Annotated in this window: 11 protein-coding genes; 9 read left to right on the forward strand and 2 right to left on the reverse strand. The window is 56.2% G+C overall.

Features of this window, described 5'->3' with window-relative positions; genetic code table 11:
- Positions 1–20: 20 nt before the first annotated feature.
- On the reverse strand, positions 21–2,969 hold the full coding sequence (locus VN577_05575; protein ID HWR14274.1) for a glycosyl hydrolase 115 family protein: 2,949 nt from the start codon (positions 2,967–2,969) through the stop codon (positions 21–23).
- 307 nt (positions 2,970–3,276) lie between these two features.
- On the opposite strand from VN577_05575, the gene VN577_05580 reads away from it, so the two are divergent.
- From VN577_05580 to VN577_05605, 6 genes are all read left to right on the forward strand, one after another.
- Positions 3,277–4,278 carry a DUF4349 domain-containing protein gene (locus VN577_05580; protein ID HWR14275.1) on the forward strand — a complete coding sequence of 334 codons (1,002 nt, stop codon included), beginning with the start codon at positions 3,277–3,279 and terminating at the stop codon, positions 4,276–4,278.
- A gap of 245 nt (positions 4,279–4,523) precedes the next feature.
- A complete protein-coding gene (locus VN577_05585) occupies positions 4,524–4,892 on the forward strand; it encodes an NTF2 fold immunity protein (protein HWR14276.1) in 369 nt (122 codons plus the stop codon).
- 462 nt (positions 4,893–5,354) lie between these two features.
- On the forward strand, positions 5,355–5,693 hold the full coding sequence (locus VN577_05590; GenBank protein HWR14277.1) for a hypothetical protein: 339 nt from the start codon (positions 5,355–5,357) through the stop codon (positions 5,691–5,693).
- Between the two features lie 357 nt (positions 5,694–6,050).
- Positions 6,051–6,821 (forward strand): RHS repeat-associated core domain-containing protein, encoded by a 771-nt coding sequence (locus VN577_05595; GenBank protein HWR14278.1) that lies wholly within the window; start codon positions 6,051–6,053, stop codon positions 6,819–6,821.
- Between the two features lie 547 nt (positions 6,822–7,368).
- Complete coding sequence (locus VN577_05600) at positions 7,369–8,157, forward strand: RHS repeat-associated core domain-containing protein (protein HWR14279.1); 789 nt, start codon at positions 7,369–7,371, stop codon at positions 8,155–8,157.
- Positions 8,154–8,585, forward strand: coding sequence for a hypothetical protein (locus tag VN577_05605; GenBank protein ID HWR14280.1), 432 nt, complete (start codon positions 8,154–8,156; stop codon positions 8,583–8,585). The genes VN577_05600 and VN577_05605 overlap by 4 nt, the downstream gene beginning before the upstream one ends.
- Before the next feature lie 685 nt (positions 8,586–9,270).
- Here the strand turns inward: VN577_05605 and VN577_05610 are convergent.
- Positions 9,271–9,885 carry a TetR/AcrR family transcriptional regulator gene (locus tag VN577_05610; GenBank protein HWR14281.1) on the reverse strand — a complete coding sequence of 205 codons (615 nt, stop codon included), beginning with the start codon at positions 9,883–9,885 and terminating at the stop codon, positions 9,271–9,273.
- A gap of 212 nt (positions 9,886–10,097) precedes the next feature.
- Here VN577_05610 and VN577_05615 point away from each other — a divergent pair, with 212 nt between their 5' ends.
- From VN577_05615 to VN577_05625, 3 genes are all read left to right on the forward strand, one after another.
- Positions 10,098–11,306 (forward strand): cation:proton antiporter, encoded by a 1,209-nt coding sequence (locus VN577_05615; protein ID HWR14282.1) that lies wholly within the window; start codon positions 10,098–10,100, stop codon positions 11,304–11,306.
- A gap of 145 nt (positions 11,307–11,451) precedes the next feature.
- Positions 11,452–12,678: a S41 family peptidase gene (locus tag VN577_05620; protein ID HWR14283.1), complete on the forward strand. Its 1,227-nt coding sequence runs from the start codon at positions 11,452–11,454 to the stop codon at positions 12,676–12,678.
- A gap of 132 nt (positions 12,679–12,810) precedes the next feature.
- Entirely contained in the window at positions 12,811–15,054 is a 2,244-nt protein-coding gene (locus tag VN577_05625) for a PBP1A family penicillin-binding protein (protein HWR14284.1), read from the forward strand.
- The last annotated feature ends 11 nt before the right edge of the window (positions 15,055–15,065 follow it).

The following is a 15,065-nucleotide window of genomic DNA, read 5'->3' on the forward strand; positions in this document are numbered from 1 at the left end:
CAGGGGTATTTTTGTAGATGTCACTTCTTGATCCGCGTTTCCGGAATCGGCATATAAGCCCCGGACGCACCGGCAAAAACGATTTCGAAACGATCCAACGTTATGCCCGGGTCCAGTGCCGTTACCGTCAGCGTGTGGTTGCCCGGAGCGATCGGCACGTCGTGAAGGGCGACAACCGCAGCGTTGTCGAGCACGTTTTGCCGCCACTTGGCGCCGTAATACACGATGCTGAAATCCAGCACCTTCGGCGCCCCGCCATCGAGCGAAATCGCAATGCGCAGCTTATCGCTCTTGGTGATCGGAAAGGTGGGAAGCGCGATGGCCTTGATCGTAGCGATCTCATCAATCACGTAGTTGGGAAAACTGTAATCACGGTCTTGCGGTCCAGTCGCAAAGCGATAGACCACTCGCGGCGCATTGGCGAATGCCGCCGCATCGGCAACATCTACCGGCGTCAAATCCAGATCGGATTGCAGCGCCGCACCCGCATGACCAACTCCCTCGAGCACCTTCCATCGGCCGCTCCTTTCGTCAGCGTGGTTCGCATACATCGCCACCACGCCTTGCGAGTCGATAAACGACGCTGCTTTCGTGTCGATCGGACGTGCAATCCTTACGTGAACGGGTAGCGGCTGTTTGCCCGCACTGCACTGAACCGTCACCGTGCCCTCGCCTTTTTCAGGTGCCGTCGCCCAATCGATCGAAACCATGATGCGCTCTTCGAACCGGCGGTCTGCTTGCGAGAAGCGACCCGCACTGCGATCGATCTTGATCCATGGTGCGCTCGGCTGCGCGCTCCAGTCTTCATCAATCGAAGCTTCCGTAAATACATCGAGGTAGTAACTCTTGGCTCCCAACTCACGATGGAACGATGGCAGCGTTGGTGTCCACCAGCCCACGTCATCAAAGTATCCGCCACCTTCCACCTGCACACCGCATTTGCGTGCGTCGGTTGGAGCCTGCCATTGCGGGATATACGGCGCTTCGTAGTTCGGAAGCGCATGTGGATAGTCGGTGACCATCCCGTTCCATTTGCCGTTCTCGATCACCTCATTGAACCGGCGAGTGTCGGCGGCAATCCGCTCCTGCGCCGCCTTGGCTTCCTGCGCGTATACATTGGCGCTGGCCCGGTGCTGCAGTCCGTAAACAATCGACTTGTCCAGTGCCAACTGACGCAGGCTCAAGTTCCCGCCGGTGTTCACCGTGTATTGCACCAGCTCATAAAAGGCGGACTTGCGGTCCGCCGGCATTTCTTCCATCAGCTTCGCCGATTCGGCAATGATGGCCCTGTAAGCGTCGGCTCGGCGTGCGTTCTCGTCGCTGAAATCGAGGATGTTGAATTTCGATTGCTGCACCGACGATTCTGGAAATGTCGTCGAGAATGAAGCCAGTTCCGGATTCTTGTCGAATGCCAGCTTGTAGTAACGCCACATTACATTCGCGACTTCGTCCTGGTGCTCCGGGCCGAAGTTGCGCCCTGCCCACTCGTGCAAATATTTCTGTACGCTTTCCGGCTTCTCGAATGCTTCTATGTCAAAGGCCATCGCCAGGAAGAACTCGTTCAGGTATTCCACTGGCTTGATCGAACCAACGTTCAGCACCCACAGGTTACGCGCGTTGAAGTGGTAGGCCTTCGTCATCTCCTCCCACATCAGTGTCGGGTCCGTAGAGCCAAGCCATAGATACGCCGCCGGAGCGCCCCAGAACGTCGCATGGTAATAGACGCCGGACCCACCGGGTCGCTTTCGCTCCGCCGGGTTATCCAATTGCATGATGTAACCGAAATTGTCTTCGGACCAATTCAGGATGATGTCTGCGGGCAGCTTCAGACGGCCCGTGTTGTAGGCGGTCGTGATCTCTTTGTACGGAGTAAACACCTGCGGTACCTGATCCGCAGGTTTGTGAAGGACTTCACTCAGGATCTTTCGTTGCTCCGCTATCACTTCGCTTACCACGTCTGCCATCTGTTCGGGGGTAGCGGCGCCTTCCATCGGAAAGTCATCAGCCCCGCGCAGTCCCACCGTGTACAGATTGTCGTATTTCCCGAACTTCTCGACTGCTTCTCTCCAGTACTGGAGCATCCGGGCTTTGTTCGTAAGCCAGTTGTACGGACCCATCGTTTTGGGGTCCCACTCATGCCCATTGTTGCGAAGCAGCATCTCGACATGAGAGCTGCCTCGGACGATTGCGTAATCGCTCGCCAGGTCGTAACTGCCCGGAATTTCGTTGAAAACCTTGTCGTAGTTGGTCATGGCAGGCCAGAGCATGTTCGCCTTCAGCCGCCACATGAGCTCAAAAACACGAGCGTAAGTCTTCAACCCAATGCCGCCGTGCTCTGGATCGAAAGTGTTCGCCGCCCATTTTTGCAGGGACAGCGTGTTGATGAAGAATCCCCGGTACTTCACGGACGGCTGTTTCGAGTAGTACGTCGCAGCGCTCGCGCTGATGCTGTCCACTCTGCGGATCTTGACGTCGGCCCACCATTCCCAGGCCGACACGCCGATCTCACGGCTGAGATCGATCACGCCCCAGATCGTGCCGCGCGTGTCGGATCCGAAGATCACCAGCGCCTTCTGTTTCGCGTTCCACGGGGCAGGAACAACGGCGCGCCCGTACACTTCCCATTTGCCGCTGATCGGCGATACGTCGACCTTGTTTTTCTTCAACAGCGCAGCCATCCCCGGCGAGTCCGCCCGGCCAATAATCACTCCGACTCCACGACCGTCGCTGAACTTCGAGCTGACCGCAGCCGTCTGTCCGCTCAACGCCGTCAGGTCATGCTGCAGCAACTCCGCCGATTTGCGGATGGGCGTGCCGCTCGCGTTGTCGTAAAAGATGGTTGCGACATTCTTTCCATCGAAGAGTTGGATCGTTTGCGCTGCTGCCGGCGCTGCCGTCGCCAAGCCGGCCATGAACAGCAACAGTGTCCGAATCACCTTGCCGCGAACTGTGTTGTTTGAAGACGCCATCCCAAATTCCCTCGTTGGCAGAAGCCGACCGCCGGAATAGTTTGAGGTAAAGACTAAATCGATTCTTCCTTTCATTCCACAAGAACCCTCGGCACCGAACTCTGTCTTTGTGATGCGAACCGTACAATCCGACGAGCCTCTTTTCCAGCAGACCCGTTCACTCACCAGCCTCGCCCATAACCGGCGAAGATGGGGCTCGTGTCCCATGCGAACGACACCACCCGCTCACCACTTGTTCCCGCCAGCCGAAGAAATATCGTGGGAACAACCTCCGTGCCCTTGGGGTCGAATTTCCCAGGGGGATTACATGGATACCTCGAACGTTAGGAAGTTCTGCCGTGATCACGTCACTCGCATTCCGCGATACGCCGCTGTAGGCATTGCAATCTTGATCGCACTGAACATGGGATGGGTGCGCCCGCTGTCTCGCTATCGGGGGATCGCTGAATCAAAAGCCACCGGCCTCGGCGCAGTTTCGGGAGTCCTCACCGAATACGAAGAGGAATACTCTGAACAGGCACGCTCGGTCCAATACCTCGCACTCGCGGCTCCTCCGAACCCCAACGATCAGGACAAGGAAATCAACGTAGTATCCCGCGACCGCAAGATGGTTCGCTCCGCCAGCTTCGACCTGCTCGTCTCCTCTACTCTCGACTCGGTCCAGCAAAGCCAGCGCATCGCGGAAAGCGTCGGCGGATTCGTTGTCAGCTCCGACATCCGCGGCGACTCGAATGCGCAGTACGCATCCATGCAGATCCGGGTGCCTGCCCGCGACTACGACGACGTTCGCTCGCAGCTGCGAAAACTCGCTCGCCAGGTTCTCACCGAAACCACCGCCGCCGACGACGTAACACGCCAGTACGTAGATTCCGAAGCCGCCCTCCAGAACTACCGTGCCGAAGAAGTCCGCTATCGCGACATCCTGAATCGTGCCTCCACCGTGAAGGACATCCTCGAAGTCACCGAAAAGCTGCACGAAGTCCGACGTGAGATCGAGAAACGCGAGGCTGAATTCAAAACGCTCACGCTTCGAGTCGCCACCTGTCTCATCTCCTTGTCCTTCCGCACGGAAACCGAGTTGAAAGTATTCGGCATCCAGTGGCGGCCGCTGTGGGAGATAAAGATGGGCCTGCGCACAGGACTCGAAAGCCTGGTTCAGTACTTGAACGGCATGCTGTCATTCGCATTCCACCTGCCCGCCATTCTGCTCTGGTGCACGACGATCCTCGTGGGCATGGCAGTCGGGTGGCGTTTGCTCCGATGGGCACTGCGCCTCACCTTCAGCTCCAAACCTGTGAACACTATTTAGGCTGGCGCCCATTGCCGGGGTGCCCCACTCTATTCGCGCAGCCAATAGGGTGGGGTGAGACGAACGTTCGTATCACCCTCGACTGATTGTCCAGTTCAAGGTACCGACATGGGGCTACTCGAGATCGAATCGGAATGGACAGCACGCTAGCGTGAGAGCAAAATCACTGGCAGTCGGGAACGGATATTTCTCTGTTCCATCGATTAACTCATGTGAGATGGAAGCGATGGCGGAAGAGTCGAGAAGTGGAATTCCAAATCAAATTCCTGGGAGCCAGACCAACAATGAAAACATTGATACTCTTTGGTATTTTGGCCGTCGCCATGCTTTCTGGACCAGCGTTTAGTTGTCTTGCTGCAGATCAGAAAGCGTCGGAACCATTTACTATTCGCGACGAACAAACCGCAATTCAGTTTGCTCAAGTTGTCATTCGCAGCGAATTTGGAAATTCGGAGTTCCGGGCATTGAAGAGGTACGAAGCCCGGCGAGATGACGATGAGTGGATCGTTCGGGGCTTTCGGACTAAGAAGATACCGAAGACCACTCATGGGGGTGTTGCCGTTGTACGGCTGAAAAGCAATGGGTGCGTAGTCAGCGTCGGGTATGACATTTAGAACAACAGACGATCACGTTCTCCCGGCAAAGAACGTGACTCTGAAACCGGACTCGACTACTTCGGGGCCAGATACTACGGAAGTAATATCGGGAGGTATCTATCTGCTGATTGGGCCGAAAAGCCTGAGCCGGTACCCTTCGCCGAATTCAATAACCCTCAAACCCTCAACTTATATCAGTACGTGGGAAACAACCCAGTTGCGCGGGCAGACGCAGACGGACATTGCTGGCCGGTTTGTACGTCTGTGATTGGTGGCGCGATAGGCGGTGCTGTTGGTGCAGGCGTTAGTTTCTATTCTCAATGGAAAAGCAATGGACACAGCATAGCCAAAATTGACACCGAAAAAGTCGCTTCAGCCGCCCTTGGAGGGGCAGGGTCGGGAGCTCTAGCGGGGGCAACGCTTGGTACATCACTCATTGGCAATGCCTTGAAGGGGGGAGCAGCAAACGTCGTAGGCGGTATGGTACAGCGAGCTACCAGCGGAGATCCGAACCATCACGCCATGGACGGCAAGCAGATCAGCAAGGACGCAGTCGCAGGTGCAGTCAGTGGTGCCGTCGGTACTGCGGTGGCCAAGGCATTGGTTTCATCTACGGTTGTGACGCCTGCTGGACAAAACACTGTACAGAATCTCAGTAATCCGAGTGCATACGATGCTGTTAAGACTACGACTGGACTTCGACCGGTGGCTGAGGTGCAGATCAAGATAAATACCGCCGCGACCGCAGCCGGTAACGCAGCTTCACAGTCAACGTCCGCAATTCAAAACAAGCAGAAGGAGAAGAAGGATGGAAACTAAGAAACTCCTTCTATTATTCGTGCTAGCCGTCATCGCAGTCGTATGTTGGGCGGCAGGAAACGAGCTATTGTCTCCAGATTCGCGACTCCTGGCCGCGACTAACACGGTTGCCTATCCGGCATCGATTATCCTCGGTGCCGGAGCACTAGCGGGTCTGGGAACGCGGCTGGCAAGCCTGCGAACTTCTCAAGGGCATGTCTCTCTAGCGAAAACAGGAGTCGCATTCGCTGGACTACTCACAATCGTGCTGGTGTTTCAGAGGTGCGGAGGCACACTTGCTCACAACCTCTCTCTGTATTTCTTGATAACTTTGGCATTGAGCTACGTGTTTCTGGTGCTACTACGAAGCCGAGCGGCATGAGCGGATACTCGTACGACGTTCCGCTGTGTTGCGTGTCACAGTTCACCGGCAAAGAACGTGATGCCGAAACCGGCCTCGACTACTCCGGGGCCAGATACTACGGGTCAAACGTGGGGAGGTTCGTCAGTCCTGATGAGTTTGCAGGCGGACCGGTCAGCGTGTTCGGCGGCGATCCCACGCCGCCCGGGCCCCTTCCATACGCGGACATCGGCAATCCTCAATCACTGAACAAATATGCCTACGGTTACAACAACCCTTTGAAGTTCATTGATCCTGATGGTCATTCCTCACTTGTTTTCGACGGTGAAGAGAAGACAATCACTCTGTACGACAAAGACAACAAGCAAGTGGGTCACTGGGACGCTGCCAACAACGTCGACAGTCACTCGGGCCTAAAGAACGGATTGCCGGATGGAACCTATGACATGCAGGACACCAAAGCTCCACATACGCATGATGCTGCAAAAGACTCGAAAGATGGCGAGTACGGCACGGTTGGCATATTCCGGGTGAAGGACTTCAGTGGTCCAGACAAGGATGCGAAAGGGAATCTCAACAAGCATCAGGGTGTCGGCGTACATGCAGGCCGAGAAAACAAGCCGGATGGGCTGAAACGAAAGGGTCCGGAGCATGCAACCCAGGGATGTATACGGATGACAGAAGACGCAATGAAGCAGATTAAAACCACAGCCAAAGACGACCCCCTGACATATACCGTTGTAGTGAACAACAGAACGCTAAAAAAGAATGAGGAGGTGAAACCTTGATGCGCGTCGTAGTACGAAGAAAATACGTTCTGATGATTGTAGCCCTTTGCGTCGTTCTTTCCCCAGCGCGATTGGCGGGGGATCATGCTCCTCAGCAGATGGCCGGGAGAGCTCCAACTAGCTGCGCCGGAATAAGGCTCGGCCGCGATACGTTTGACCGGCTGCGAGCGCGATTTGGTGAACCTAAATCTACCCGAAAGGAACTTGCAAAGGGCTACTCAGATCGAGGGAACATTGATTACGAATGGTTGGTCGGAGACACAAAGGTATCAGCCGGTTCGTATTTCGTCGACAGAGAAGAGTCGCCAGTTTATTCCGTAACGGTTTCAGGCAAGCGTTCTGGAGAAACCGGGACTTGCGTGCTGGTCCTCGGTTCCAACGGTACAAGCGCCTCAAGGAAATTCGGCCGTGCGATGCGTGTCGTATCTCGTTACCCGAACGGGCGAACATCATCATTCGAGGTAGAGTGGTCTGACGGTACGACGCTCCGTGGCACGATCGATGACGATCGCAGAATCATGCAACTAACGTTGACTTCGGCGATCGAGTGATTTCGAGGTACAGGTACGACGTCTCACCGCGTTATACGTACCAGTTCACCGGCAAAGAACGTGACTCTGAAACCGGACTCGACTACTTCGGGGCCCGATACTACGGAAACACAGTGGGACGGTGGACGAGCCCTGACTGGGCCGAGACTCCAAAAACAGTGCCGTACTTGGACCAGAGTGATCCGAGAACTCTTAATTTGTATTCATATGTCCGGAACAACCCCGTCTGGTTGCCGGATATAGACAGGCATGAAGATGGGCTTATAAAAGATTTCCTGAATGTAGTTGAAGTTGAAGTTGACGCTGGCGTAGGTGTGAAAGCTTCAGCACAAGCCGGAACGGTGGAGTACAAGGTCGAAGCTCTGCGAGTTGGAGTAGAACTGAAGTCAGGACTCGGAGGAGGTAACGCAGAGGCAAAGGATGTTGCGAAGCTTTTTGAATTCGGAGCTCAATCGGGACCGGTGGAAGGCAAGATCAAGGCAGGAGCTGAACTATCAACCGTTGACGGTGCGAAGGTTGAGGCAAGCGCTAACGGTCGGATCGGTCCGGTCCAAGGGTCGGTCAGTATTAACCACGACGGAAATGTGGACAAGAGCCTGACGCTCGCTGGGAACAAAGACGTAAAAGTCGGAGCGACTCTCCAGGGAATGATTGGGATTGGAGTCAAAATCAACTTCAGTCAGCTCGGAAGGGCTTTAAGTAGCACCAGAGAGAGTTTGAATCTATTTGGCCAATATCTTGTTCAAGAAATGCAGAAATCTGTACCAGATAGGGATTTATTGTGAATAAGAGCGTGATTAGGTCAGCCAAGACACTGCTTATCGCTGTGGGAACTCTTCTCTGCGTTGTGGCAATTCTTGCGGTGACGAAAATCAGATATGAACGCAAGGAAGCGCTCCACGCCTTTGAGTCTTACATGCATGCAGTCACCATTGGAGACAACCACCTAGCGTATTCCTTGGCAGGTTCAGATTTCAAGGCGGCTGTACCCTTTGAAGATTACCTTCGGATAATGGAATCGCTAACCGACCACTATGGGATGCTTAAGTCCTTTGAAATCGAGGGATACTCTGTAAAAACTGAAGGTTCACTGAACAACTGGTCAGCTACATATACGACAAGTGTCGTTTTCCAAAAGGGAAGTTCGATTTTCACTTTCGAGTTCCACAAAGACAACGGGATTTGGAAGTTGTATGGATTCAAAGAGCTCTAGCCCTCCGTCCTCCGGACTGGTGGCCCACGTAACGGACCAGTTACACAGCTTACGTGCCCCACCTTCACGTCCCGCTGTTTGGGACGTTAAGGGCCTGCCCTGAGCGAAGCCGAAGGGTGGGAGACCACCGCACTCCCTTCCCGGTGGGTTCTTCGACGCCTGACCGGTGACACCAATGACCGGGACTACCGCCGGCGTTCACACCGAACTCTTTCCCATTCAACTCTCTGTGCCTCTGCGTCTCTGTGGTTATCTTTTTTGTTCTGTTTCGGCACTGCCTGCTCCGGAGCGTGTCAAGGGGGTCACCGCGCCCTTTTCCCCGCAACATCTTGAAAACACTCGCAAAATAAATTTCAGAACCTTGGCATGATGCCCCCGCCCAAATTGCTATTCTGAAAATGTAGGTAATGAATTGCCGACTGAGAGCCAATAGCTAATAGCTATAAGCAGTGAGCAGAACACAACATCTTGTACCCACAGCTAAGTTCTTTGTTATCAAATTGATAATGTAACTAGCTGCAAAATCAGTGACTTATAAGTGCTTTGTTTTCATAGTCCGTCGTGCAAGTGCTTTGTTTTGTGACCTGGGAGGGGGTGGGGGGTACCTGACGGGGAACTTTGGCCGAATACAACATCTTGTGGTCAGACGAAAGCCGTTGCCGTAACGGGTTCTCAGATCACCCGATTACAAATTGCCCGATTCTCGATTCTGGGTGTTCGCCACTGCATGCGCAACGAAGTCCAGGGTTGCCGCCTTCTGTGCCGCCAGCGCTTCCTTCCCCAGCGGATTGGGTTGGTCCATCGCCAGCGCAAACGGAATCGTGTTGAAGTAGTTCACGATCGATCCAACCATGCACACCAGGAATCCCGGCACGTCCATCTGCCGGAACTCACCCGACGCGATGCCGGTCTCCACCGTCTCGATCAGTTTGGCCCAGATCGGGACGAAGTAGTTCTGGGCAAAGCGCCTCAGGTGCGGAGACTTCTTCCGGCCCGACCGCATGAACTCGTACTGGATCAGCCGCGGTAGATGCGCCGACCGCGCCACGTAATCGAAGTGCGCCTCCACGTAGCGGGCCAATTTCTCCCGCGGAGGCCTCTCACCCGCCAGCGACTCCAGCAGGGTGTCCCGGAGCCCCTCCAGGATCGAGTCCATCACCGCCCCGTAGAGAGATTCCTTGCTCCGGAAGTAGTAGTAGAGGAGCGCCTTATTCACCCCCGCCGCCCGGGCGATTGCATCCGTCCGCGCCCCGGCCACCCCCTCCGTGGCAAACTCCTCCAGCGCCGCCTTCAAAATCACAGCGCGCGTCTTCGCCGGGTCCCCCCGGCCCTTTGTCCTTGCGATTTTTTCGCCGGCCTTCGTCACTTTTAATTAACCAGTTGGTTTATACGCCCGGACCAACTTCGCCGCAAGCTGCTGCAGCAGCAGGAGCTTTGGAATTTCGTGGTCTCACCTAAGGTTGTTGGAGTACAAATAAAGATTGCCCCTTAGTCCTCTAGTTCGACCGTAAGATGCCTCACACTGCTGACATTTTCCTGCTGGAACTCTTTGCCATCTTTGTTTGGGCGAAGGTCTTTGGTGAGATCTTTGAGCAGATCTCACTTCCCGGAGTTCTGGGCGAAATCCTCGCCGGAGTCATACTCGGTCCGCATCTCGCCGGACTTGTCCAGCCCAGCGAAACCGTCGTCTCCATCGCCGAAATCGGCGCCATTTTCCTGCTCTTTACCGTCGGACTCGAGACGCGCCCATCCGACCTTATTAAGGTCGGCCGCGAAGCCCTCAACGTAGCCCTTGCCGGAATCGCCGTCCCCTTCGTCCTCGGCTTCGGATACCTCGCCGCCATTGGCGAACCGCGACACGAAGCCGTATTCGTCGCTGCCGCTATGGTCGCCACCAGCGTCGGAATCACCGCCCGCGTCATGAGCGACATGCACGTCCTGCACACGCATGTTGCCCGCATCATCCTCGGCGCGGCCGTGTTCGACGACATCCTTGGCATGGTCTTGCTGACCATCGTCACCGGCATGGCCACAGGCGCGGAATTCCAGTGGCTGCACATCATCGTGCTGGTCGCGGAGTCTATCGGCTTCGCGATCTTCATGATCTTCATCGGCCCCCGCATCGTGCGCCGCATGCGTCCCGGCCTGCAGCGGATGAGCACCCACGACGCGCCGCTGATCCTCGCCTTGGCCATCTGCCTCGGCCTGTCGGTGCTCTCCACCAAGATCGGCATGGCCGCTATCATCGGCGCCTTCTTCGCCGGTTTGGTGTTCGCCGATTACGACCACGAATGGAAGATCAGCCCGCGCGCCCACGGCATCAACGAGTTCCTTGCCCCCTTCTTCTTCTTCGTCATGGGCTCGCGGTTGGATGTGAACCTGTTCACCAGGGAAGTGCTGATCATCGCGGTGGTCATCTCATTCCTGGCATTGGTCTCCAAGGTTGTGGGTTGTGGACTGCCAATCCTGAGGCGAAACGGCTGGAGGCAAGCCCTCCAGGTTGGTGTCGGCATGACGCCCCGCGGCGAGGTCGCCCTCATCGTTGCACTGATTGGGTTGCAGATGAACGTTATCTCCCAGCAGGCCTACGCGGTGGTCATCTTTATGACCGCCGTAACCACGATTGTGGCCCCTGTGGCGCTCCGGTACCTGTTCCGGGACGCCGGAACGGTCATTCCCAGCGAAATGGAGGAGGAAGTCAGCCGCAGTCCGCTGGGATAAAGGGGTAAGTTGTTGGCTGGCAATCGATTTTCCGGAAACCTTTTCCCGCAGCTAGCGTCCAAAGATTATGCCTGGCAGGGTAGCCGGTGAAATCCGGCTATAATGTAGCAACAGTTTGCCCGGCAGGCCTGGTCATCAGTAGCTCATGTCTAAGACTCTCAAAGCGGTACTCCTTCTCTCTTCCGTAGCAGTTGTGGCTTTCATCGTAATCGGCGGGCTTCGCGTCAGCGCTGCGTCCAATGACGGCGCTTACCGCCAGCTTGGCGTGTTCAGCGAAGTTCTTTCGCGTATCCGGACGGAGTACGTGGAAGAGCCAAACATTCCGCAGGTGACCGATGGCGCGCTGCACGGATTGCTGGAGTCTCTCGATGCCAATTCCAGCTACCTGACGCCAGAGGAATACAAGAAGCTCAAGGAACGCCAGAACGAGGGCAAGGGCAACATCGGCGCCACGATCTCGAAACGCTTCGGCTATGCGGCTGTCGTTTCCGTGCTGCCCGGAAGCGCCGCGGCGAAGTCGGGCGTAGAGACCGGAGACATCATTGAAGCAATCGAGGGCCGCAGTACCCGCGAGATGTCTCTGGCGGAGATCCAGGGGCTGCTAGCCGGACAGGTGGGATCGAACCTCAATGTTTCGATCGTGCGTGCTCGTCGCGCCGAGCCGTTGAAGGTCACTATCACTCGCGACCTAGTGAAGTATCCACCGGCAAGCGAGAAGATGCTGCAGGAGAACATCGGATACATCAAGGTCGACGCGCTTCCTAAAGGCGAATCGCAGCAGATTGCGGAAAAGATCAAGGGAGCGACTTCGCAGGGCGCGAAGAAACTGATTCTCGATCTGCGGGATACGTCCGACGGCGACATGAACGAGGGCATCGCAGCGGCGAACCTGTTCCTCGATCATGGAACCATCACCTACCTGCAGGGGCAGAAGTATCCGCGTGAAACGTTCACAGCCGATCCGAAGAAAGCCATCACCACGTTACCGGTAGTTGTGCTGGTGAACCGTGGGACGGGTGGCCCAGCGGAAGTGGTCGCCGCGGCGCTCCTGGAAAATGCACGCGCCGATGTGGTTGGCGACAAGACATTCGGAATCGGATCGATTCAGAAGGTAATCAATGTTCCTGACGGATCGGCGCTGATCCTGTCGATCGCAAAGTACTACACGCCGAATGGCAAAGCGATTCAGGATACCGCGGTGACGCCGAACATTACCGTCGCGGAGAACGACGACGACTTCGTGCTCCCCGATGAGGACGCACCGGAATCGACTCCGGAACCTGAACAGAAGAAGGTTCGCACTCTGGAGAACGACCAGCAATTGCAGCGGGCGATCCAGGTTCTTCAAAACAAAGAGAAGAAAGCCGCCTGATATAAGCAGTTCACTTGAGATCGCGGGCCAAGTGCCCGCGATTTTGCTTTTTACCTAGAAGGAACGCCTCGCCGCCATGCCGTCTACAGCGTGCTATTCTGAACCTGCTCTGAGCCAGTTTCCAGAGAGACGATGTCGATCCTAGCAGCAGAACCACCTCCGCCGATGGTCATCCGACGCCGGCGTTGGCTCAGCGTTCTCGCATTTTCCATCCTGGTGATTGCGGCAGCGGTAGTCGGCGCTACGGCGGGCGTGTTGCTGGTCTACACCACCGACTTGCCGGAAGTGTCGGAACTGGAACGGTACCGTCCGAGTTCGGTTACAGAACTTTACGACGATCAGGGCAAAGTCATTGGATCGTTCGCGCTGCAACGGCGCGTGGTCGTGAGCTACGACGACTTTCCGAAGGTCCTGCGCGAAGCCATTCTCTCGATTGAAGACAAAGACTTTTATCGTCACTGGGGCATCAACCTGTGGCGCGGCATTGGTGCTGCGTACTACGACCTGACAGCGGGAGCGCGAGTGCAAGGGGCGTCGACAATCACCATGCAGTTGGCGCGCAACTTGTACCTTTCGCCGGAGCGCAGTTTCCACCGAAAGCTGAACGAGATTCTGCTGTCGATGCAGATCGAGCGGCGTTTTACGAAAGCGCAGATCTTTACCCTCTATGCCAACCAGATCTTTCTTGGTCACGGCGTTTACGGCTTCGAGGCCGGTGCACAGTACTACTTCAGCAAGCACGCTAAGGATCTGACGCTCGAGGAGGCGGCATTACTCGCAGGCCTTCCCAAAGGGCCCAGCGCATTTTCGCCGATTAACAATCCCGAGCGCGCACTGCGGCGTCGCAACCTGGTGATCAACGCCATGCTGGAAGATGGGAAGATCACCGCCGCGGAAGCTGCCCGCGCGAAGAATTCTCCGGTGCGACTGCGCATCCAGAGCGATCCAAATTGGCTGGCACCGTATTTCGTGGAGGAGATTCGCCGCTACCTCGAACGCAAGTACGGTACTGACGAAGTACACGAGCGAGGTCTGCGGGTGTACACGTCACTGAATACCGGCTTGCAGATGGCAGCGAACCAGGCGGTGCTCGATGCGCTCGCAGCTTACGAGCGGCGTCACGGGTGGAAGGGCGTTCTTCCCAATGCAATTGCAGAGGGAGTTGATCTGGCGAAGTACGACCATCCGGATTGGGACAAACCAATCCGCGTCGGCACTTACGTACATGGCTTGGTGACAGACGTTGCTCCGGACCAGGTTCACGTGCGTTTCGGGGTATACACCTCGACGCTGACGCTTGCGGACATGGCATGGACGAAGCGCAAGGGTTACGAGGAGATCCTGTCGAAAGGCGACGTGGTGTATCTAAAGGTGACGTCGCTCTCATCGGAGGGGCAGGCGAAGGCGACACTGGAACAAGATTCCGGAGCGCAAGGAGCGCTGCTGGCACTGGACAACGCAACCGGTGACGTAAAGGCGCTCGTGGGAGGACGCAACTTCGATCTGTCGAAGTTCAACCGTGCTACGCAGGCGTATCGTCAGGTCGGATCGTCGTTTAAGCCGTTTGTTTACGCGGCTGCCGTCGAACAGGACGGAGCGACTCCCGACGACGTCATCCTGGATGCGCCGGTGACATTCGCGACCGCGTCGGGCGCGTGGTCACCGAGAAACTACGACGGCAAGTTCGAAGGCAACATTACATTGCGGCGGGCGCTAGCGCAGTCACGCAACGTTCCGGCGGTAAAAACTGCCGCGAAGGTCGGCATCAAGACTGTCATCGATTACGCACGCAAGTTCGGTATCACATCACAGATTCCGCCGGTGTTGCCGGTTGCGCTCGGATCAGCCGACCTGACGCTGACGGAGCAGGTGAGCGCGTTCACGGCATTTCCCAACGATGGTGTCCGCGTAGTACCCCGCTACATCCGCAAGGTTGAAGACTATAACGGGCGCGTGCTGGAACAGAATTACCCCGAAGCGAAAGATGTGATTTCGGTGAATACTGCTCGCACACTAACCGCAATGTTGCGCGAAGTGGTACTACATGGGACCGGATTCCAGGCTTCGAAGCTCAACCATCCACTGGCGGGGAAGACGGGAACGACAAACGATTACACCGACGCATGGTTCGTAGGGTTTTCTCCGTCGATCACCTGCGGGGTGTGGATCGGGTTCGACGAAAAGAGATCGCTTGGCGAAAAAGAGACTGGCGCACAGGCAGCTTTGCCGGCGTGGGTCGAATTCATGAAAGTGGCTATCCAAGGTCATGAGAACGAGCAGTTCCCGGAGGCGCCGAAGCCCGAGAAAGCTGCCAACCCAGTGGCGCGCAAAGTGGATACTCCAGACTTCCGTCCGGGTGACGGCGAAGCGCACTAAGCACCAGCCGT

This window comes from Terriglobales bacterium (assembly GCA_035561515.1).
GTDB lineage: Bacteria > Acidobacteriota > Terriglobia > Terriglobales > Acidobacteriaceae > DATMXP01.